Below are 21,126 nucleotides of genomic sequence, written 5' to 3'. Positions count from 1 at the left end.
CTCTGCCATGTCCTTTCTTGAGGTTCAATGAATATTAAGAAAACAACATCTCAAAAACTGTAGAAGTCATTTATATGAAAAAGAAGGTCAAAAAAGTATTAAAGCTCATCGTCATATCATTTATAAGCTTGCTAATCGTTGGCTCCATCGGTGGGCTTATTTATGAAAGCACTGCAAGGAAAAATGCGCTTAAAGCATATCCACCACCAGGTGAAATGATTTCAGTTGGTTCTCATAAGCTTCACCTTGACTGTCGTGGAACTGCGGAAGAGGGCGCTCCTACCGTCATTTTAGAGGCCGGCCTAGATCCTATGGGCGGTTCAATTCTCTGGTCTGGTCTTATTGACTCAATTGCAGAGTTTTGTCGTGTCTGTACCTACGACAAGGCTGGTATAGCCTGGAGCGAAATTGGACCTCAGCCCCGAGTTGCTGATAAACTAGTGGACGAGCTTCACCTGCTACTTGAAAATTCGAATGAAAAAGGACCTTATTTATTAGTCGCCTGGTCAATGGGTGGTCCCTATGCTCGGTTATTTGCTAAAAGGTATTTCGATGAGATGGCGGGGCTTATACTGGTTGACTCATCACACCCAGAACAATTCGAAAGACTCCCTGCCAATAAGAATTTTAGTGTGCCTCCAAAGTTCATACTGAAAACAGTCCCTTTATTACGTAAAATCGGCATCATGCGCAACGTGATGAAAAATGAACTCAACTTCCCACAGATAGCACCTGAAAAACAGACGGCACTTTACAAAGTATCTGCCGGAAGTATATCCACGGTACTTAGTGAATTCAGTAATATTTTGGAGAGTCTTGAACAGGCAGCTGAGGTCACATCACTAGACGATTTACCCTTGACGGTACTTGGTGCAGTAGACCCTCCTAACCCATCTCAAGTGGGCAACATTAGTAAGGAACTACTCATTGAAGGACAGAAGGCCTGGTTCGAAATGCAACGTGAGTTGTCGGAACTAAGTACTCAGGGAAAATTGGTTCCTGTATCTAAGTCTGGACATTATATTCACTTTGATCAACCCGGCATGGTCCTCAATGAGATCAGAGAAATGTATGAAAGACTTAAAACCGATACCATTTCCACAAACCAATAATAATTGCCTAAGAAAATTCCTCTAATAAGGGCACGATTGGTTTTTTATGATTCAGCCCAGTGATTGGGCTGAATTATTTATATAGGTACGGTTAAATGCTTCTTACCCTCACCTTTTCATCTCTTTTTGAATTCTGTCGGGGTAAGGCCCGTTCGCTTCTTGAATTCTCGATTGAAACTTGTTCTGTTATTAAAACCCACTTCAAATGCTAATTCATTCACCCTATCTATTTGTGATATGAGGGCAATTGCCTCATCAACCCTATAAACATTTATATACTCCGCAAAATTGCGGTTGGCATGTTCGTTAATGATTTGTGAAAGCTGGTATGGAGCAAGGGAAAGCTCTTCTGCTAATACTGCAAGCTTGATCTCATTCTGCTTATAAGGTTTATTCAATCTCATGTGAGCCTCTAACTTTTCGAACATGGACCTTGAGAAGCTTTGAGGTAGCGAAGTGCTTTGGTACTTGTTAGTACTCACTTTGATACCATTTAACAACTTGCTGGTTTTAAGTGCTAGATAGCCGATTGAGTAGATAAAGATAGAATACCCTAAAACAATAGCAGTATCTGAAAGTCTTGTTGATTTCCCCAATGCAATACTTGCGAAGTAGATGAAGTGGAACAACACAAAAAACAAGTATGCTTTGAATATCAACCCAAGCCAATGCCACGACTTTAAAATTTCAGTAGCGTGCTTTTTTTCAAGCCTAAGAATGAATTTATAAACGCAATAAGCATAAAAAAGCAAGGAACCCAGTCCGGCCAGTGGCAACAGATAAGAACTAAACAGACTGCTATTCCATTCAGAAATGAGTTGAGGCTTTGTTAGTCTGAGAATAATATACTGGGCATGCCAAGCAAGGACAATCAAAGCTGGCAAAAAATCCTTCCACCGCCCCTTTAAACTAACTTCACGCTTATCAAAGGCTATCAGGTAGAGGTAAAAGAGTGGACCATATAAAAATGTAAATATGAGGCTTAAACCTAACCACCCTGGGCTATCACACTCACAAGTGATCCAGAAAATAACGGTATCAATAGTAGACACCGAAAACAAGAGAATAAGTAAGGCCAAATAGATGTTAGCTTGATTGCTACGCCTTTGGGCAAAAAGAATGACAGCAAGAAAAACGCCCTGAAAGCCAACGGCAAAAAAGAATAGAGGCCAAAAGCTCATAGTTTTTTATTATGTAGGTGCTGGAGGCTTACAACAGACCCAAAAGCCTAGGTAACGTACAAGACGAACAAAACTTAAAGAATGTTACTCGCTTAGGATGGTTGAAACATTGTTGTTGGAAAACTGAAAGATCACCTTGGATGATTTGCTAGCAAACATCTTATCGAAGTTCTGCATTCGGAAATAATACTTTCTAATTACCCTCCTGTCGGTTCAAACATCTTAGCATCGATACCTGTCGCGTTCAGAACTACTTGATCGACAGTATAACTCATGGTGACAATTTTGTTGTTTTGCTCTTCATCAGAACAGCCCTTACAGCGAGGCAACTGTGTTACTCTTATACTTGAAGGGAGTACCAATCCATCATAAGCCTTGAAATCACTATTTCGAATCACATGAAAATTGCCCTGCAAGTCCAGATAAGATTCCTTGGTAATTTGGTGAGTAGCATTATCCAAGACTATAGTAATCCTTCGGTCAAGCAAGTCGCGCATAGAAAGCTCTGTTTCCTGCTTAATACTACTTATTAGCTTAATATTCTTTGCATGTCTATCCCTGTCTATAAAACGTGTCAGGAATGAGTTATGTATAAAGTCTAATCGGGCTTCTCCTTTCATTAATTGAGATCTTGATTCTGTCCCGACCCATGCATCTACTCCGTCAAAACCCTGAAGATTCACGATCCTACCTAAACTGTTTACTAACCGGAATAACATCTTCCCATCTTTAGTCATGACTTGTGAGAAGGTAAAGTCGGTCGAATTATTGCCTTGCCTAATTTTTACAGACCCGAGGAAAGTGATGTTCTGAGTGGACATCAACTTCGATAGCCCTCCCATAGCCTCTAAGTTCTTCGCTATTAGCTCATCAGTCGATTGAGCAAAGGTGGCAAGTGATACAAAAAATGAACAGATACAGATAAATAGAAATCTCATAAACTGTGGTTAGACGAATTGACAAGGTAATTGGAATGGTAATGATTGTTACTCAAAGTATGGTTATTCCACACATGTGAGAAAGATATCAAATAGCACTATTAAATTCTAATCTACCCAATACAAGCTGTCATCATTTTCATTCATAGGATAAGAAACACTTTTTCATTGCTCAAAGGATATAAAAACCAAAGCAATTTATAGTCCTTCTGGGCTTTGAAGCGTATTTTAATGGACTAATGAAAACAACACATAAGTTTAGACGCTGGATCAAAATATTGATGATCATTGGACTTAGCCTGATTTTTCTGGTCACAATTGTTATCGGCATTGTCTACAATCAGCAAGACAAACTCATTCAAAAGGCACTCTCTAGTCTGAATAAAGATTTTACCGGCCAGTTCAGTGTTGAAGACTCGCACATCTCTCCTTTTGTCAACTTTCCCTACGTGTCAATCGACTTAGAAAATGTCGCCATATATGAAACTAAATCAGACAGTACGGAAGCTTTGGTTGGCGTCCAGGATGTCTATGTGGGATTCGACCTCTTGTCTATCGTCAAGGGAGATTACCAGGTTAAAAAAGTGAAGCTCAGTGATGGCTTCATTAAACTCATTCAACACACCGATGGCAGCCTGAACGTATTAAATGCACTTTCAAATGATCAGGTTGTTGAAGAAAAGGCACCTTCAGCTGAAGGTGCTCCACTAAATCTTAGTCTAGAAGCAGTTGAACTGAAGAACATTGATCTCCTTAAGATCAATGAAGCTAATAATATATTGGCTGAGGTGTTTATAGAAAAGATTAGTTCCAGTTTATCTATGTCGGAAGAACATATCAAAGCCAAGTTTGATAGTCGTGTGCTTTTTAACTTGGTACTGGATGGGGATACATCTTTTCTACATGACAAACACCTTTCCTTAAGTACTGGTATAGATTATGACCTCAAGACGGGAATACTTGACCTAGACCCCTCGGAATTATTCATTGAAAAAGCCTCCTTTCTAATGGATGGGCACATAAACGTAGAAGATAGCCTTAACCTCGACCTTCAAATCAGTGGACAGAAGCCTAACTTCGATCTATTCCTAGCATTCATTCCTGAAGAGTACAACCCTCTAATTCAAAGATACGCTAATGGGGGCAAAGTCTATTTCGATGCAGATATCAAAGGACCAGCGGCTTTTGGAAAGACTCCCCACCTAGAAATAGATTTTGGCTGCGAAGAAGCTTTCATTGAAAACCTTGAAGCCGGTAAAGAAGTCAACGACTTATTCTTTAAAGGACATTTCACCACCGGAGCACAGAATTCTCCGGAAACCATGCTACTCACCATACAAGACTTTACAGCCAAGCCAGAAACTGGAACATTCCGTGGAGATGTCAGGATAGAAAATTTCGATTCGCCTGATATCGAAATGAAAGTCAACTCAGAGTTTAACCTAGACTTTTTAGCAGAGTTTTTCAATATACAGGGGCTTGAAGATGTGAGTGGAAAAATTGCCTTGGACATGAACTTCCATGATATTATTGACCTTGACGACCCTTCAAAGGCTATTGAACGACTAAATGAGAGTTATTATACAGAACTTAAAGTAGAAGATCTGAACTTCAAGAGCCCTAATTTTCACTTGCCTCTTCAAGACATCAACATCCATGCTTCCATGGATGGACATAGAGCTGAGATAGATCAGTTTGAGTTAAAAGCTGGTAATTCAAACATTTCTTTTTCGGCAGACATATCAGACCTGCCCGCTATCATTCACCATACGAGTTTACCAGTGGATGTGAATATGGATATTCAATCCAACATGATCGACCTATTGGAAATCACTAAGATAGATAGTCTTACAGAGGGCTTCGATGAGCAAATTCGTGACTTATCGCTTGGCTTTAAGTTTAAAAGCAGTGCTAAAGCCTTCACAGAGTCTCCCTATTTGCCATTAGGTGAATTCTTCATTACCAGACTAAAGGCAGATTTGACCCACTACCCACATCAGCTTCATGATTTTAATGCGGATATCATTATAGATTCAACCGATTTTAAGGTCATAGATTTTACAGGAATGCTAGACCAAAGTGACTTTCATTTTGATGGAAACCTGACACATTATGACTTATGGTTTCAAGATCAGCCTCGCGGTACTTCAGAGATCGATTTCAATTTAGATGCTCAACGTATTCAATTAGAAGACCTTTTCTCTTATGGAGGAGAAAATTATGTACCTGAAGACTATCGTCATGAAGAATTTAGAAACCTGAGGTTTCATGGGCTTTCCAAATTAGAGTTTGACAAAGAAATCACGGCAGTTGGCTTGGAACTTGACCACTTGAGTACTTCTATGAAAGTTCATGGAATGAAGCTGGAAAACTTTGCCGGTAAAATATGGGCCGATAGTTCTAAACTGCTGATCGAAAACCTAGGTGGAAAAGTGGGTAACTCAGAATTCGTTACTGATCTTACCTATTATCTAAAGCAGGATGAGACTAGTCCTAACCACTCCTTTTCATTCAAGAGTCCAAAACTGGACTTTGATCAACTGTTCTCTTATGTGCCTGCCCAGATTGACACCCAAAACGGGCAAGTAGATCACGAAGCTGGGTTTAATGTTTTTGACCTTCCATTTGCCAATATGGACTTCAGCTTTGACATAGATGAAATGAATTATCATAAATACCTGTTGGATGACTTCATGTTGGAGGGAAAAATGCAAAGAGATCATTACATCTATTTAGACACCATGTCTCTTAAAGCTGCTGGCGGAGAAATGAGGCTGAGTGGCTATTTCAATGGTTCTGACCCTAAGCAAATTTACTTCAGTCCTAATATGGAGTTGAAAGATGTTGATCTGGACAAACTACTTTTTAAGTTTGATAATTTTGGTCAAGATCAGTTGGTTTCGAACAACCTGCATGGACAACTGAGTGGGTCACTAAAGGGGAAAATACACATGCATCCGGATTTAGTTCCTGCAACAGACGTTTCTGAGTTAGAAATGGATATTGAAGTCTTAGACGGAAGCCTCGTGGACTTTACGCCTTTCGAGGCACTCTCCAGTTATTTTACGGATAAGAACCTAAACCTCGTAAGGTTCGATACGCTTCAAAATAAGCTTACACTAAGCAATGGAGACCTTATTATTCCCAATATGAATATCAATACTAGCCTAGGGTATTTCGAAATCTCCGGTACTCAAAGCCTCGACCTTAACATGGATTATGTAATGAGAATACCATTTAAGGTTGTTACCCGTGCCGGTTTTAGAAAGCTATTTGGTCGAAAGAATCGTGACAACTCGGATCAGGTAGATGACATTCAATACAGAGACGAATCTAAAAGAACCACTTTTGTCAGTGTAAGGGTCAAAGGAACACCTGAAGATTATGACGTCACTCTGGGAAGAAAAAAGGAAAAGAATTGACAAATACTTCTTCCTTTTGATTGCAGATCTAAGAACTAATAATCAAGAAAACAGCTAAGAGCATCAAAGAATGAGATTGAAGCGAGGCATCCAAGAAAGGGAAGAAATATCAATTGAGAGAATCGAAAAGAATAAAAATCTCACTGGCCAAGTCTAATAACTTCCTCTCCTTTTTTCGCATCTTTGGCACAGAAAGAACAAAGTCTTATGCCCATTAACTATAGCACCAAGCAATCTTCACTCACCAACAACGACATACTTAAAAAGCTAAGAGTGGCGCATAAACTTCGAAACGATGATATTATTGCCATTCTAAAATTGGTAGATTTTGAAATTTCGAAAGGGGCTCTGGGCGATATGTTCCGCGCAGCGGATCACGACAATTTTGTAGAAGCGGGTGATCAAATCTTACGAAACTTCCTAAATGGACTAATCATCCATTTACGAGGTCCAATGCCTGATAAGAGACAGGCCGATTGAATCCAATCGCACCTCAGTTAAAAGATATATCCTAGCTTAAAAATCAGATTCTCAGGGGCATCAATCGAAACTCCAAAGAGAAAGCGCTTTCTTTCTGCATAAAAGCCCACGGAGTATCCAACATCGATAATTGTCTCGGTAAAATCATCTCCATTGTCAATCCTTAGGGCTGGTCCACCTAAAAGACTAGCGAAAAACCTGGTGACACTCTCTGGTTTACTCAGGTAGTACCTAACTCCATAAAGCGCATTAATTGTAATAAGATTGGAAGAAGTAAACTTCTCTGCAGTATTATTTATAGACAACTGCCCATCCCAGCTCAAGCGTTCGGTATTTTTCTTGTATAAGTTAATGCCCAAGTGAATCCCATTACCCGCTTCAAAAGAATTACCATCAAAAGTGAGCTTGCTTGCATAACCAGCAGAGATGGTGAATCCAATTTTCTTCTCTTGTGCTTTACAAACGAAACACAAACAGCCTATAATGCATACAAGAACTATTCTGGAAACGATTTTCATGTCGGACTCTTGATATAGAGATGTCAAGAAGTGAAACTTTCCTCGTTAATGCAATAATGTTGCATGTATTTCTCCTGGACACTCACTTGTACTTTTAAAAATATTTCTACCCTATGGGGTTGGGTAAATGCACCCTTTGCGTATTGCTATTGTAACAAAACAAAAAAGTTATGAAAACAGTAATCATAGAAACCAAGAACACTTTAGCAGCAGTAACAATTTTAGCAGCAGGCATCGCCTTTTTCCAAGCACTTCACTTCGTTATTGGATAAGCTTTCGATAGGCTTAAGTTCGAATCACTTTGCGGTCATGGTTTAATTGGATATACTTAATAGTTAATCCACGACTTTGACGAATGACCGAGAGTAAAAAGAAATTTAGTCGATCAGACATAGCATCATTCTTAGCTGTGATCATGAGTGTTGCTGCATTATTCATTGGCATCATTGAAGCCAGAATCATGGCGGAGCAACAAGAGATAATGGCACAGCAACAAAAGGTAATGGTTGAACAACAAAAGGGTGCGGTCTGGCCCTATATGGAGGTTAAAAGTGGGGTTACCATATTGAATCAACTGTCTGATTCCCTCACATTTAATTCTACGGCAGAGAACAAAGGAGTTGGGCCGGCTATTGTCAAAGAAATTAGCATTCAAATTCTAGATAAGGCCTACAACGACTTTCGAGACTTCACCAATGCCATGGACAGCATTATGGGAAAAGACAAATACGAACTCCTTCAGTTTGCTATTCGAAAATCTCCCAACTCAGTCTATAAGCCAGGTGAGACAAGAAATCTATTCTCAATTAAAATACTAGACAAGGAAGACTTCTACGCCAAAATTGGATTCTTCAATTTGAGTCTTAAATACTGCTCCATTTATGATGATTGTTGGATGGAAAATGGCAAAGAAATAGAGGAATAGGATGGCGTCTTTTGAAATAACCACTATAGAGGTCGATGATCAATTCATTTCTACTTTTTCAACAGAGCAATTTGATAAAAACACCATGGGTGGAATGATGCTAACCGATCGCATCAATGCGCTGAATTTCCGATTAAGAGAAAGTGAAGCTGGTTACAAAACCGACTTCCATGTAGCTGGCGACCCAACTTTAATCATTGTACAGCAGGGCATAATCAGGCTGACCCTTCAAAATGGCAATGCCAGAGACTTCTCCGCTGGAGATATGTTTATTGCCAAAGACTACCTTCCCTCCCACATTGCATTCAATGCTTCAGTGCATGGGCATCGAGCAGAAGTAATAGGTGAACAACCCTTGAGGGCTGTCCACATAAAACTATCTTCTCTTAACGACTAGCTTTCGCTTTCCACATTGCCCATTGTCTAAGAGTAGCGATGGCCACATCCTTACCTAGAGATCCATTGGTAAGCATAATCACTCCGCTTTTCTCTTCGTAATTCATCATAAATCCGGATTCCCAACCGTCATTCGATCCTGCATGCCCTTGAACTGTAATTGGTCCCATTTTATAATTCATATAGCCCAAGCCATAGCTTCCATTAGTAATTGGATCTGGCTTTCTCATCATAGCAAGAGTTTTCTGAGTCAGTACAGGGTTTCCGTTAAAAGCGGCATTGGTAAACTTAATCATGTCCTCCAAGGTGGTGTGCAAACCAGCTGCGGCAGTAGCTGTAAACCTCTCTAGGTAGATCTTATCACCATTCTCGTCATATGGCGAAGCGGTATGCTGAAGCACATGCTTATCGATAACGAAACTGGTATGCTGTAAATCTAGAGGGCGAAAAACAGTCTCTTCCATATATTTAGCAAAGGGCTTTCCAGTCACTTCCTCAATCATCAACTGAAGTATGGTAAAACCTCCACCGGAATATTGAAACTTACTCTGTGGTTCTAACACCAATTCCACCGGCTCATCTGCCCTAACAGGTCCATTATCTCCATTTAAGGACTCCACAAGACTTGGAAGCTTCTTTCTTGGGTTAAAGCCAGGGTACCCATGGACCGATAAACCTGCAGTATGACTCAAAAGTGCTCTGATCGTCACTTTTTTACTATCAAATTCTGAAGCTGGAATCTTCCATCGGGTGATATACTCTTCAACTGGTGCGTCCAGATCTATTCTACCATCCTGTACAAGTTTCATTACCCCCCAGGCGGTAAAGAGCTTGGATATAGAGCCGATATTGAAGCCAGTTTCCTCAGTGATAGGTCTTTTGGCAGCAACATTCGCATACCCTATTCCCTTTTTGAAAATGATCTCTCCCTTATCGAAAACTACAATGGCCATCCCTGGTACATTCTTGGTTTTCATTAGAGCCGGTACATCCTTGTTGAGTGCTGTCCTAAGCACCTTATAATCTTCTTTAGTTTGGGCACTGACTACCGAGGTCATTGCCATTAAAATTGCTATTGCGTAAAATTTTCGAGTGTACGACATAATTCTTTTTTTAATAATCAATGCCTGAACCTAGCAGTAGCAATAGCATTAATTTTCTTTTAATGATCACCTCACCTACTGTGATGACAAACCTCCTCATCGGCATGATGAACTCGGTTGAACATTAAAAAAGCAGTGTTCATCATTAATCACATCTCTACCCGGAAAGCCTTTTGTTATCGACTAGGCTAACACTTACTTTTAGAGGATGATAAACTGGCTGAGGAGGCATGTGAAAGCGATTATCGTACTGATCATATTGATTAGTTCAACGATCAGTATGCTTCATTTGAAACGGGCCTATGAGCTAGACCGCAACTCGAGCTCAGAAGAGGAGTTCAAAATTGCTCAGTTGATATTCGGTCTTACTATTGGTTATGTAGTATTCAGCTTTCTTTTCAACAAATGGAAACAGTACCAACAGCTTAAGAATTCACATGCTCAAGCTCAGCTGGAGCTTTTGAAGAGTAAAATGGATCCCCATTTCTTTTTCAACACTCTGAACAACCTCTATGGGCTGGCCATCGAAAAATCAGACGACACAGCCCCTATCATACTTAAACTGTCAGAGGTTATGCGCTACACTATATACAATGGCGAAAAAGAAACGGTAACGCTTCGTCAAGAAATTGAGCATTTAAGACAATACATCGAAATTCATAAGATTAGGTATAAGACTGACATTAATATCCAATTACATCAAGAACTCTCCACAGAAGAGTTTTTAGTTTCTCCACTCTTATTCATCAACCTCCTTGAGAATGCTTTTAAACATGGCGTTGAGACTTTGACAGTTGGAGCTTTTATTAATATTTATATCAAGGCCAAAAGGAATAGGGTCAGCTTTGAAATTGAAAACAACTTTCTTCCAAGCGTTTACCTACACGGTGGAACTGGACTCAATAACCTGAAACAGAGGTTAAAACTTTGCTACCCAAAGCGTCATACCTTTGAAGTCAAAGCCACTGATGGCGTTTATAAGGCTAAACTTGAGTTGACTATCTCATGACACGTTTTCTAATCATAGATGATGAGCCAATCGCCCATCGAATTATTGAAGGCTATGCCAATAACCTACCTCATCTTTTAAAAGTGGGTAATGCTTATAACGCTATGGAAGCCCTGACCATACTTCAGAAAGAGTCTACAGACCTGATATTTCTTGACATCAACATGCCACAGCTGAGTGGATTTGAAATGCTAAAGACACTTTCAAATCCGCCAAGAGTCATTGTCACCACGGCTTATCAAGAGTTTGCTCTGGAGGGTTATGAATTGAATGTCACCGACTATCTACTCAAACCATTCTCATTCGAGCGTTTCTTAAAAGGAGTAAACAAAGTATTATTGAATGACATCAAGGGTGGAAAATCAAAACCTGATGATATGCCCGAGAAAAGCATATTTCTGAAAGAAGATCGGAAGCTCAGGAAGGTCTGGTTAAACGAAATACGATATATCGAAGCCTATGGGAATTATTGCAAAGTTTACCTTCAAGAAGGTATGATAATTACCCCAGAAAGAATTTCAACTTTGGCATCTCTACTGCCAGAGAAATCCTTCTTAAGAATTCATAAATCTTATATTGTAGCCCATCAGCATGTTGAGGCACTGACTGGTACCAAGATTCAATTGGGCGATAAGTTCCTTCCTATTGGACAGACTTATGCCAATACTGTAAAGCGGTTGTTGAAAAATGATTGAGTGATGCTAGGTTTTCTTACCTGCATTCTTACCGTCTACCCACCTGCCGGCTTTTACCTCTCCTAGGTAGGTTACAGTCTTACTCTTTTCGTATTGACGAACAGCAAATTCCATTTCGGCCTTTGTGTCTCTTCTGATTTTTACTCCCGTACTGGAGCCTTTACTTCTTACTTCTAAATAAAAACCTTCTTTTAAGGTAGGTGGTTTAGTTGCTGGTCTTCCCTTTTTCTCCATCTATATGTTTGATTCTCTTCAGTAAGACTTCATTTTTAAAGCAATGAAGCCGTTGGCCGAAAAGGTAATCAAAAATCAGCTTAGATCATTGTAGAACTTGAGATTCTTAATCGATAAACTCCTAAACAATTGAGACCCATATGAGATTTAATAGTCATGAAATCAATCATGCTTTCTTTATCGGCAATAATCAGCATTATTTCTCTTAATCAACAAAAGATGTCACCCGAACAAATTGTACAAAAGCAGCTAGAAACTTATAACGCACGTGATATCGAAGGATTTATGACCATCACGGCTGATAATGTCAACCAAAAAGGGTAATTCCTACTAGGGCGAGTTACATAGATTGACTTTAGGATAGCATAGAGAGCAACCTACTTAATGCCCGTATCAATTTGATACAGGCTAAGTACGATGCTAAACTGGCTGAATTGACATTATTTCAACTCAGCGGTAAGATTCAGGATGCGATCTTTTAGGCCTATTTGACTGCGAAGTGTATGTCGGTAATCAAATCTTTAGGTGCTACTTCCTGAGGGCTATTCACATACATTTCAAAAGGATGTATTCCCTTTGCCATCTTAAATTCTTTACCCCTTTGCATGGCATATAAAGTACTCCAGGCATTTCCTAAATGATCATAAGCACCTACATGTCTTAGCGTATAGGTCTTAGTAGCAGGAATTTCTCCAGCTACGAGATTTCCAGACAATCCACTCTGCTTAGCATTTACTCCCAAGCAGGCTGTGTATTCGGCCGTCTGCTTTACCATATCCCATTTATGATAAATAGAGAACGCTTGGCCGGTAGCTACACCCTCGTTGGCTTTTGCATACTCCTCAAGCTTACCGTAATCGGCCATCATGTGGTCACCCATTTTATCCATGCTGCATGAAGTTCTAACACCAACATAATGTGTATGTGGGAAATCAGAAACACCTTTGAAATCTAGCTTAGAATCAATCTCTCCTTTTTCAATATACTCTTTGAGCATATTCAAACCTCTCTCGTAATCCATACCTACGAAGGCTTCCATCTGTTTTTTCATCCAAAACATAAAGAAGGGCAAACTACTGTCCATGGTCCAGGTGACTTGTATTGATTCGCCAACTTGTTTCATATAGAAACTGACTTTAGCCTGAGATTTCCATGGTTTTAGAAAGACTAGGTCATAGTCAATAGACTCGTTCTCTCTTTCATTGAGAACGGTCATATTACCTTCTCCTACTCGGCCACCTTTCCATTCGTAATACTTGGCATCTTCTCTTACAGTCACCCTTGTGTTTGGCTCCATTATCAGCCATGGCGACCAACTGGACCAGTGATTGAAATCATTTAGCGTAGAAAAAATCTTCTCGATCGGTGCATTCACCAACACAGACCGACTTATGTTCATCTTAGGCATGTTCAAAAAATTTAGTGCATAGAAAATTAGTCAATTAGCGACTAATTGTAAAGTATAAATGCGACACGGCTCCTTTTTGACCTAATTGTAGCTAATGTGAAGTACTCTAATAAGTACCGGACCTAGTAGGCGACCATCTTGTGTCTCTGCTCCTACATCATTGACATAAAGTTTAGAGCCATCGGGGCTAAAAGCTAGGTCATTCGGAAATGTAAATGTAGCTTCTGAAGCACTCCCATCTTTATTTCCCTTCTTTCCAGAACCTGCCAATAGTTCAACATTCCCTTCTAAATCAATTGTATACACCTGATGGGCACCTCTGGCGAGGACGTAGAAAAGTCCGTTTCTGAATACCAGATGACCATTATTATTTCCAGGAAGGCTTGCTAATACAGAAGTATGTCCCTGAGGGTCAATTTTTACAATATTGCTACTCATGAAGTTGGCAGTATAGAGATTACCTTTATCATCCATCTCCAAACCATTCGGGCATTTTAAAAGATCACTTTTAGCGAAGACACTGGAGTTTCCATCGCTATCGACTTTTTGAATGGTTCCACTTCCGCAGTTAGCTACAAAAAGGGCATCCTCAGTTTTAACAAGTCCCACTGGAGAGAAGAACCCTTCTGTGGCAAAGTCGCTAACACTTCCGTCATTTTGGATCACACTGATCTTTCGACCGCTTACATTACTCTGATAAAAAAGTCCATCAGGTCCTATATCGTTTCCTGATGCTCCATTCAAACCCTTGGCAAACACACTTGCTTTTCCGTCAGGCGTAATTTTAAAAACTTCTGCTCCGCCAGCTTGATTAAGATAAATGCCAAAATTGCTCATATAGATATTTCCAGAAGCATCTACTTCCATGCCCCCACTGCCCGCTTGAATGGGATCGCCAAGCGTTGTCACTTTGGTCACTTTGGGTTTTTGAGCAGTAAGGCTCAATGAAATACTCGCCAAAAAAGTAATTGCTAGAAATTTAAGTCTCATAATGAAAAAATGTGTTTGAGGTTTTCTGTTTTACGTTAGCAATAACAACTAAGGTTATTTATTACCCATGTAAACGGACTCCGTTTTACCCAAAAACGGTAAAAATCACATAAACATGTGATGACTCTCTCGCCTCAAGGAAGCATAGAAGAAGGCGAGTATCCTCTAAAAACGTTTTGCCTCATGGCAATTATTTGGCAGATTAGAAGGAATGAATGCAGTAATGTATATCAGCATCTTTTTAGCAGGCCTTCTTCAAGACGATATATTGAAACCCGCTAGGCAGACAATCAACATTATGCTAAGCATTAATGCTTTTGTGACAAGGACCACATTGATCAGTCTAAGTCTATCACACGGAAACCTCACTCAACAATTTCGTGCTCCCTGTAATAGTAGTCACAGCCATTGTGGTGCTAGCCATTGGTTATAGAACATGGCGATCGGCAAGGGAGAATCCGGTAAAGCATTTGAGGTTTGAATAGCCGCTCGAAGTTTTGATCTTTGGATCAAGATGGAAGCACAAGCGAACGGCAATATTCTTAAAGACTTGGTCATTATGAAGATGCCTTTTGGAAAATACAAAGGGAGAACGCTATGCGATCTCCCTATTTCTTATTTAGAGTGGTTTGCTGGCAAAGGCTTCCCCAAGGGAAAGCTTGGTATGCTCCTTTCCACTATCTATGAAATCAAGCTCAATGGTCTTGAGCAACTGTTAGAACCTATCAAAAGGTCCCTTTAAAGTGCCTCTTGCACTAACTTCATAAATTCTCCAATCTTATTGGGTTCCAACCATCGTGTAACAATTACCATGTCATTGGTTTTATCTACTACTATGAAGTTACCTCCAAAGCCTGCTGCATAGTAAATAGACTCATCTTCTACTCCTCTCCATTTCCGAGGCCCTCGGTTCAACCACCACAAGTATCCGTAGCTGGTATTGGCTTCGGAAGAAACCTGGACAGCATTTACCCAGTCTTTGGATATGAGCTGCTTGCCATTCCAATTGCCTTCATTTAAAAATAATAGACCAAATCGGGCATGGTCCATGGCACTAACAAACACTCCTCCACCGGAATGACCGCCACCAGTTACAGATTGCATTTTCACACCATCGACATTTACCCATGAATTGTCATAACCATACCAACGCCATGTAGTGGAAGCGCCTATTGGATCCATAATACGCTCTTTCAGTACCTGGGGCAAGGGTTTTCTCCATACTTGTAGCAGTGCATAAGCAAGTACATTGACACGTACATCATTATACTCCATCACTGTACCAGGCTCGACTGGTTTCTTAAACCTCCAATCGTCAAGGCCGCCACTTCTAGGAGGACGGTCTGCCCAATCCTGCAAGCCGAAAAGCTCCCCTGACCATGCGGAAGATTGGTTTAAAAGGGTATGCCAAGTCACTTTAGCGTTATGAGCACCATCAAAAGTACCATCCCAAACATAGTCACCGGCTTTGTCTTGAACATTTCTAATCAAACCGTTGTCAATCGCCAGACCTGCTGTAGTAGAGAGATAACTCTTTGTTACACTATGTGTCATATCAACACGATCTACATCACCCCACTGTGCCACGATATATCCATTCTTGATTATTACACCTGCTGGTCCTCCACGCTCACGCATCGGACCCAGAATCTCATGAAAAGGCTCTCTTCCAAAGCCAATTAAGGAGGCTACTCTTGAGTCTTTTGAGCCACTGTACTCATTCTCTTCAGCAAACTTGACTGCTTCATCGAGCTTGGACTGATTTAAGCCTACTGAACTCGCTGTTTTGCTTTCCCACTCGCTCCGTTTAGGAAAATAGTCTTGGGCGTATGAGACTTGAGCAATACAAACCATCGTTAATACAATGACTTTGATCTTAAAGAATTTCATAGAATCTATTTTGGAACGAGATAGAGAGTAATCTCAAAAAATTCAAGCAAGGTTTGATGAGTGGACTAAAATATGAAAGGAGGCCATGACACCTCCTTTCAACCTAATCAAAAACATGATATTAAATCATGTCTTAGAATATTTTCATCCCTACTTGTTGTCACAAAGGTAACACGTCAGTGCTTTATGTAAAGAAAACCGTACAATAAATTAGATCAACAAAGGGGAACCTTGTGATTCCTCTTTGTTGATCTAATTCCTATAAAACTCTCTTTTTGCTAGAATATATAGCGTAGCCCAACTTGCATTTGCCATCTTGATAATAGGCTGAAATCATCAATAAAAGTTGTTGGTTCAGCAGTAGAATAAGAATACGTAGGTTCGAATGTTGCTGGGTTAACAGTTATTGACAGTGGCTGAAGGTCTCTTGGAACTTCTCTCACACCCCAGTCTGAAGTAATGAGGTTACCTGCATTTAGAATGTCTAGAGAAAACTGAACTGTATTGCCATTGGCCAAAGTCAAATCTTGAAGAAATCTCACATCCCATCTACCATACCAAGGACTCAAAGCTGCATTTCGTTCTGCATACTGTCCTCTTCTGCCATTTAGGTAAGGATCTTGATTGATCAGGTCATTGAACCTTGACCTTTGGATATCCTGAAGTACTGCCGAACCGACAAAAGTGTAGTTGGACAATTCTGCGGCTGTAGGAACATAAATAAGGTCATTGATAGCAGAGCCATCGCCATTTGCATCACCAGCATAAGTATAGCTGTAACGTCCACCTTCGGCATACTCAGCGAATAATGAAATTGTCGTTTTCCACTTACCTCCATACTCAAAGGCCTTATGTGCAGTGGCGACCACTCGGTGTCTATTACCATACAGGGAAGGCTGTAACAAAGGCGTGTTGACATTATTGACTGCCGCATTTCTCTCAAAGGCATCACCAGAAATCTCTGCTTCAATCGAGCTAATATCTTTAGCATCGAGATAGTTATAACCTAATGTTGCATAAATGCCATTAGAGAATTGCTTCTTTACTTCTACAGTAACATTGATGCTTCTGCCCATGTCCTCGCTGGTAAAGACATAAGCATTCTGACCTGGGTTACCGAAAGGATCTATTGATCTATCTCCAGGTAAATAATAAGCTCTATTGTCCACTCCCGACAAGAAACCCGTTGGCGTTCTCAATCCAAAGTTTCTTACCATCATGGCATTGATGTCCTTCGTATAAATAACATCGGTTGATACAAACCAGCCGTCTCCAAATGTTCTGTCATAACCAATATTGGTTCTCCACACTTGTGGAAACTGAAATTCAGGATCCGTGATCGTATAAAAGAAGAAGTCTGGGTTGGCTACTTGGTTACCTAACCACACGAAAGGAAAACGGCCTGTGAATAACCCTGATCCTCCTCTCAATTGGAAAGTCTGATCACCGTTCACATCCCAGTTAAATCCTACCCTTGGAGACCAAAGTATATCATTGGTCGGCAACACCGTATGATCAAAAGTGACCTCTTCGTTGTTTTCATTGTAGTAAATCACGCTTGGTGCATAATTACCGTCAAATATGCCATTGGCGGGATCCAAGAGTCCGCCTTTCCGTGCGATGTTCTCTCTGATCTTATCTTCGGTATCGAAGAAAAGAGGTTTGTCAGCTCTCAAACCATAAGTCAAGGTGAATCGATCATTAACTGCCCATTTGTCCTGGACATAGAAAGCCAATTGACCCACGTTGGTCTCAGCCAGTGCCCAGCTGTCATTCGTATTATTATTTGCGAAAGTTGCACGTGCATGATCTACCACGGCATCCATACTACCAGCATTTACAAAGTTCAAGAAGTCCGAAACACTGGCAAAGCCATTTCCAAATGTGCCTCCTGGGTAATTAACACCAAAAGGCTCATAAACACCCAGATTAAAAGAGTTGTCAAATTGGAACTTCTCAAATGATACACCAACGGTAATGGTGTGATCACCTTTATAGATCTCAAAGTTGTTGGTAAACTGAAATACATTTTGATCCAGTCTATTGTTGATTGAGAAAGGCTCGTGCCCCCCAATGATATAACGAGAACCACCTTGGAGAATGTTAAGAACTGGAAAAGGATCACTAAACGGATCTCTACTGTCTTCAAAACTAGTATACCCCACCTGCAGCTTATTCGAAAATTGACTACTGAATAGCGATCTCAATTCTAAAATTCCTGAATGAATCTTGTTATTGATTCTGTACCCTGAATTAAAGAACTGTAAAGTATTTGCATCCGGCCCTCTTCTACCCAAAGCTGAAGGGTGAGCATTTTGCTCCCTGAAGGCATCCAAGAAATTATAAGTAGCCGTTAAAGAGTGTTTTTGATTGATATTCCAATCAAGCTTAATAATACCCTTTTGATTGTCGGTATTGTGGGTATAGCCTTCGTAAGCACCTGTCTCGTAACCAAATCGTGTTCTGAGGATATCACTGACAGCATCTAAATCTGAGGCCAATACTCGAGATACATTATCACCTGTACCCCCCGAACCAGTTGCTCTAAAGTTAGAACCTAAATCTTCTCTTCTTTCCAGCTCAAAGTTAGCAAAGAAGAAGAGTTTGTCTTTAATAATGGGTCCGCCTAAGCTGAAACCTGCCTGAAACTGATTCAAGTCTGGCACAAAAATCTCTTCGCCTCTGACCTTGCTTCCAGTCATTCCTTGATTACGGTAAAAGGAGAAAGCTGTACCCTTGAATTCATTGGTACCGCTCTTGGTCACTGCGTTAACAGCAGCACCGGTAAAACCAGCTTGCGTTACATCATAAGGAGCAATAGATACCTGAATCTGATCAATTGCATCTAGGGAAATGGGTTGCGCGTTAGACTGTCCACCGGGTGTGGCAGCATCCAACCCAAATGGATTGTTAAAAATTGACCCGTCTAAAGAGAAGTTGTTGAATTGGTCATTTCGTCCACCAAATGAATTGCCATCTGAGGCAGGATTCAGCCTATAAATGTCGGAGGCAGACCTTGTAATAGTAGGAATAATTTTAAGTCTGTCATTGTCAATAACTGTTGCAGCACCAGTCCTATCTGTATTAATCTCTGATGAAGCCGCTGTAACCACAACATCCTCTAGGGCTGTAGAACTTTCTTTCATCTCAAAATTGATCGTCTGATTCTTTCCTAGTGTTAGAAAGAAGCCTTGTTTGATCTGAGTTTCAAACCCAACGAACGAAGCCTCCACTCTATAAGGGCCTCCAACTCTAAGGTTGGCGATGTTATAACGGCCATTGGATCGAGTGATGACACCATATCTTGTACCGGTAGGTTCATGAATTGCTAAGACTGTAGCTCCAGGAAGCGTATTTCCACCGGCATCCACAACCGTTCCACTCATTGAAGATGTGGTCACTTGTGCATTTACAACACCCAAGCCTAGTGTAAGCAAGAGAGTGAAACTGAGAAAGTATCGTAGGAATTGTGTCATAGTCATTGAGTTTGTTTGATCTCCTTTACAACACGAATGTAGGTGTCACAACCTTATTGTAACAGTAAATTAACATGAAAATTGAGCAATCTTGCGACAGAAGACATGAATAGGTAATATGCTTGACTGAGTAAAAAGGGCTTGCATTAAACTCTGACTAGTCCATATATTTAAACAGAATGACTGTCACAACAACACTGGAGAAATTTGATCAGGGCATATGGGGTTATCACTTCCCAATCAGTAGTGAAGTAACCAAGAAAATGTCGAGTGACGATCACAGACGTGTCATCTGTAGTGTAAACGGGATGATCAAAATGCATTGTTCTTTGATGCCTCTGAATGATGCTAGCTACATTATGATCAATAAAACCAATAGACTAAAGCTCGGCATTCGTCTAGGAGAAAAAGTAGAACTTAGACTGGAGAAGGAAACTTCAGAATACGGTCTTCCAATGCCAGAAAGCCTTATGGTGCTTTTGGATCAGGATGAGGAAGGGAGTGAATATTTTCATGCCTTGACTCCCGGCAAGCAACGTAGTTTAATCTATATTGTGAGTAAGGTGAAGAGCATTGACAAGCAAATCAATAAAAGCTTGGCCATTCTAGAGCACTTGAAGGATATGCATGGAAAAATCGATTATAGGTTGTTAACCGAAAAGATCAAACTGTATAACCAAAACCCTCATCACTCCTGATTAAAATTCTGTAAGAATACATAATAACAACTTATTATTCTTTCATTCTTAACATAGTCAGAAATTTATTTTGTCTTTCGTGAAATTATCCGTAATTTCTATACCCTTTCTCAGTAATTTTTCAGAAGATAAACAAAAGGCATCATGAATTTCACGGGCGTAAAAACACCAGAACCACCAAAAACAGTCAATCAGTACAGACCTGTAACGGATTATATGACAAAGGATGTGATCACCTTTCATAAGGATCAAAGCATTGCTGAGGCAATGGATACCTTCTTGGAACTCAGGATTTCAGGAGCCCCCGTTGTAGATGACAGCGGACGAATCGCGGGAATACTCTCTGAAGTAGACTGTCTCAAGATTATGGTTGATGAAGCTTATCATAACTTGCCCCACGGTAGAATCAGTGTTGAAAATTATATGAGTGACAAGGTTGCCACTGTCTCAATGGACGCTGATGTCTTGGACATAGCCTCAAAATTCCTGAGAACACACTTTAGAAGATTCCCTGTTGTAGATCACAATGATAAATTAATAGGCCAAGTAAGCCGAAGAGACATTCTAAAAGCAACCAGAGATTTAAAAACCTCAACCTGGTAGCCCCCTTTCACGTAAGCATATTCAATTCAGCAGAAACTTTGTGATTTC

At 40.3% G+C, this 21,126-nt stretch carries 19 protein-coding genes; 10 read left to right on the top strand and 9 right to left on the bottom strand.

The features are described 5' to 3' along the window. Window positions 1-74 precede the first annotated feature (74 nt). Window positions 75-1,112, top strand: a complete 1,038-nt coding sequence (locus J4E76_RS01070; protein ID WP_208500621.1) for an alpha/beta fold hydrolase — start codon at window positions 75-77, stop codon at window positions 1,110-1,112. 116 nt (window positions 1,113-1,228) lie between these two features. Here the strand turns inward: J4E76_RS01070 and J4E76_RS01065 are convergent, their stop codons facing one another. Further along, complete coding sequence (locus J4E76_RS01065; protein ID WP_208500620.1) at window positions 1,229-2,293, bottom strand: helix-turn-helix domain-containing protein; 1,065 nt, start codon at window positions 2,291-2,293, stop codon at window positions 1,229-1,231. Window positions 2,294-2,490: 197 nt separating this feature from the next. Beyond that, the gene (locus tag J4E76_RS01060) at window positions 2,491-3,231 is read right to left on the bottom strand and encodes a hypothetical protein (RefSeq protein ID WP_208500618.1); all 741 of its coding nucleotides are present in this window, start codon (window positions 3,229-3,231) and stop codon (window positions 2,491-2,493) included. 239 nt (window positions 3,232-3,470) lie between these two features. Between J4E76_RS01060 and J4E76_RS01055 the strand changes: the two genes are divergently transcribed. Both J4E76_RS01055 and J4E76_RS01050 read left to right on the top strand, forming a co-directional pair. After that, window positions 3,471-6,653 (top strand): AsmA-like C-terminal region-containing protein, encoded by a 3,183-nt coding sequence (locus J4E76_RS01055; protein ID WP_208500616.1) that lies wholly within the window; start codon window positions 3,471-3,473, stop codon window positions 6,651-6,653. Window positions 6,654-6,860: 207 nt separating this feature from the next. Beyond that, window positions 6,861-7,133, top strand: coding sequence for a DUF1456 family protein (locus J4E76_RS01050; RefSeq protein ID WP_208500614.1), 273 nt, complete (start codon window positions 6,861-6,863; stop codon window positions 7,131-7,133). A 17-nt stretch (window positions 7,134-7,150) separates the two neighbouring features. On the opposite strand, the gene J4E76_RS01045 is transcribed toward J4E76_RS01050, so the two are convergent. Continuing rightward, on the bottom strand, window positions 7,151-7,651 hold the full coding sequence (locus tag J4E76_RS01045) for an outer membrane beta-barrel protein (RefSeq protein ID WP_208500612.1): 501 nt from the start codon (window positions 7,649-7,651) through the stop codon (window positions 7,151-7,153). 355 nt (window positions 7,652-8,006) lie between these two features. Here J4E76_RS01045 and J4E76_RS01040 point away from each other — a divergent pair, with 355 nt between their 5' ends. Together J4E76_RS01040 and J4E76_RS01035 are read left to right on the top strand one after the other, a co-directional pair. Further along, window positions 8,007-8,576 carry a hypothetical protein gene (locus J4E76_RS01040; RefSeq protein ID WP_208500610.1) on the top strand — a complete coding sequence of 190 codons (570 nt, stop codon included), beginning with the start codon at window positions 8,007-8,009 and terminating at the stop codon, window positions 8,574-8,576. 1 nt (window position 8,577) lies between these two features. Then, window positions 8,578-8,973, top strand: a complete 396-nt coding sequence (locus J4E76_RS01035; RefSeq protein ID WP_208500608.1) for a hypothetical protein — start codon at window positions 8,578-8,580, stop codon at window positions 8,971-8,973. Here J4E76_RS01035 and J4E76_RS01030 read toward each other — a convergent pair. After that, entirely contained in the window at window positions 8,963-10,036 is a 1,074-nt protein-coding gene (locus J4E76_RS01030; protein WP_208500607.1) for a serine hydrolase, read from the bottom strand. The genes J4E76_RS01035 and J4E76_RS01030 overlap by 11 nt on opposite strands. Window positions 10,037-10,283: 247 nt before the next feature. On the opposite strand from J4E76_RS01030, the gene J4E76_RS01025 reads away from it, so the two are divergent. Next, window positions 10,284-11,084 carry a sensor histidine kinase gene (locus J4E76_RS01025; protein WP_208500605.1) on the top strand — a complete coding sequence of 267 codons (801 nt, stop codon included), beginning with the start codon at window positions 10,284-10,286 and terminating at the stop codon, window positions 11,082-11,084. Then, on the top strand, window positions 11,081-11,779 hold the full coding sequence (locus tag J4E76_RS01020) for a LytTR family DNA-binding domain-containing protein (RefSeq protein WP_208500604.1): 699 nt from the start codon (window positions 11,081-11,083) through the stop codon (window positions 11,777-11,779). The genes J4E76_RS01025 and J4E76_RS01020 overlap by 4 nt, the downstream gene beginning before the upstream one ends. Before the next feature lie 6 nt (window positions 11,780-11,785). Here the strand turns inward: J4E76_RS01020 and J4E76_RS01015 are convergent, their stop codons facing one another. From J4E76_RS01015 to J4E76_RS01005, 3 genes are all read right to left on the bottom strand, one after another. Then, entirely contained in the window at window positions 11,786-12,013 is a 228-nt protein-coding gene (locus J4E76_RS01015; RefSeq protein ID WP_069841571.1) for a hypothetical protein, read from the bottom strand. Window positions 12,014-12,497: 484 nt separating this feature from the next. Then, complete coding sequence (locus J4E76_RS01010) at window positions 12,498-13,421, bottom strand: GyrI-like domain-containing protein (RefSeq protein WP_208500603.1); 924 nt, start codon at window positions 13,419-13,421, stop codon at window positions 12,498-12,500. Between the two features lie 81 nt (window positions 13,422-13,502). Beyond that, window positions 13,503-14,411 carry an SMP-30/gluconolactonase/LRE family protein gene (locus tag J4E76_RS01005; protein WP_208500602.1) on the bottom strand — a complete coding sequence of 303 codons (909 nt, stop codon included), beginning with the start codon at window positions 14,409-14,411 and terminating at the stop codon, window positions 13,503-13,505. A 514-nt stretch (window positions 14,412-14,925) separates the two neighbouring features. Here J4E76_RS01005 and J4E76_RS01000 point away from each other — a divergent pair. After that, complete coding sequence (locus J4E76_RS01000) at window positions 14,926-15,153, top strand: DUF3820 family protein (RefSeq protein ID WP_208500601.1); 228 nt, start codon at window positions 14,926-14,928, stop codon at window positions 15,151-15,153. Here J4E76_RS01000 and J4E76_RS00995 read toward each other — a convergent pair. Further along, entirely contained in the window at window positions 15,150-16,301 is a 1,152-nt protein-coding gene (locus tag J4E76_RS00995; RefSeq protein WP_236017249.1) for a serine hydrolase, read from the bottom strand. The two genes, J4E76_RS01000 and J4E76_RS00995, sit on opposite strands and share 4 nt — an antisense overlap. Window positions 16,302-16,579: 278 nt before the next feature. Then, window positions 16,580-19,777, bottom strand: coding sequence for a TonB-dependent receptor (locus J4E76_RS00990; RefSeq protein ID WP_208500600.1), 3,198 nt, complete (start codon window positions 19,775-19,777; stop codon window positions 16,580-16,582). Between the two features lie 179 nt (window positions 19,778-19,956). Between J4E76_RS00990 and J4E76_RS00985 the strand changes: the two genes are divergently transcribed. Then, window positions 19,957-20,475 (top strand): YdeI/OmpD-associated family protein, encoded by a 519-nt coding sequence (locus J4E76_RS00985; RefSeq protein WP_208500599.1) that lies wholly within the window; start codon window positions 19,957-19,959, stop codon window positions 20,473-20,475. 144 nt (window positions 20,476-20,619) lie between these two features. Continuing rightward, window positions 20,620-21,078 carry a CBS domain-containing protein gene (locus J4E76_RS00980; RefSeq protein ID WP_208500598.1) on the top strand — a complete coding sequence of 153 codons (459 nt, stop codon included), beginning with the start codon at window positions 20,620-20,622 and terminating at the stop codon, window positions 21,076-21,078. Window positions 21,079-21,126: the final 48 nt, after the last annotated feature.

Source organism: Roseivirga sp. E12, from assembly GCF_017592825.1.
Classification (GTDB): Bacteria; Bacteroidota; Bacteroidia; order Cytophagales; family Cyclobacteriaceae; genus Roseivirga.
The sequence above is the reverse complement of the archived record's forward strand: the minus strand, read 5'-3'. Positions and strand labels throughout refer to the sequence as shown.

Bases quoted from the DNA above. Each gene is read 5' to 3' on its own strand.
- J4E76_RS01015 (WP_069841571.1), bottom strand. From the start codon at position 12,013: ATGGAGAAAAAGGGAAGACCAGCAACTAAACCACCTACCTTAAAAGAA.
- J4E76_RS01050 (WP_208500614.1), top strand. From the start codon at position 6,861: ATGCCCATTAACTATAGCACCAAGCAATCTTCACTCACCAACAACGAC.
- J4E76_RS01030 (WP_208500607.1), bottom strand. From the start codon at position 10,036: ATGGCAATGACCTCGGTAGTCAGTGCCCAAACTAAAGAAGATTATAAG.
- J4E76_RS01020 (WP_208500604.1), top strand. From the start codon at position 11,081: ATGACACGTTTTCTAATCATAGATGATGAGCCAATCGCCCATCGAATT.
- J4E76_RS01040 (WP_208500610.1), top strand. From the start codon at position 8,007: ATGACCGAGAGTAAAAAGAAATTTAGTCGATCAGACATAGCATCATTC.
- J4E76_RS00980 (WP_208500598.1), top strand. From the start codon at position 20,620: ATGAATTTCACGGGCGTAAAAACACCAGAACCACCAAAAACAGTCAAT.
- J4E76_RS00985 (WP_208500599.1), top strand. From the start codon at position 19,957: ATGACTGTCACAACAACACTGGAGAAATTTGATCAGGGCATATGGGGT.
- J4E76_RS01065 (WP_208500620.1), bottom strand. From the start codon at position 2,293: ATGAGCTTTTGGCCTCTATTCTTTTTTGCCGTTGGCTTTCAGGGCGTT.
- J4E76_RS01060 (WP_208500618.1), bottom strand. From the start codon at position 3,231: ATGAGATTTCTATTTATCTGTATCTGTTCATTTTTTGTATCACTTGCC.
- J4E76_RS01025 (WP_208500605.1), top strand. From the start codon at position 10,284: ATGATAAACTGGCTGAGGAGGCATGTGAAAGCGATTATCGTACTGATC.
- J4E76_RS01035 (WP_208500608.1), top strand. From the start codon at position 8,578: ATGGCGTCTTTTGAAATAACCACTATAGAGGTCGATGATCAATTCATT.
- J4E76_RS01055 (WP_208500616.1), top strand. From the start codon at position 3,471: ATGAAAACAACACATAAGTTTAGACGCTGGATCAAAATATTGATGATC.
- J4E76_RS01010 (WP_208500603.1), bottom strand. From the start codon at position 13,421: ATGCCTAAGATGAACATAAGTCGGTCTGTGTTGGTGAATGCACCGATC.
- J4E76_RS01005 (WP_208500602.1), bottom strand. From the start codon at position 14,411: ATGAGACTTAAATTTCTAGCAATTACTTTTTTGGCGAGTATTTCATTG.
- J4E76_RS01045 (WP_208500612.1), bottom strand. From the start codon at position 7,651: ATGAAAATCGTTTCCAGAATAGTTCTTGTATGCATTATAGGCTGTTTG.
- J4E76_RS01000 (WP_208500601.1), top strand. From the start codon at position 14,926: ATGGAAGCACAAGCGAACGGCAATATTCTTAAAGACTTGGTCATTATG.
- J4E76_RS00990 (WP_208500600.1), bottom strand. From the start codon at position 19,777: ATGACACAATTCCTACGATACTTTCTCAGTTTCACTCTCTTGCTTACA.
- J4E76_RS00995 (WP_236017249.1), bottom strand. From the start codon at position 16,301: ATGAAATTCTTTAAGATCAAAGTCATTGTATTAACGATGGTTTGTATT.
- J4E76_RS01070 (WP_208500621.1), top strand. From the start codon at position 75: ATGAAAAAGAAGGTCAAAAAAGTATTAAAGCTCATCGTCATATCATTT.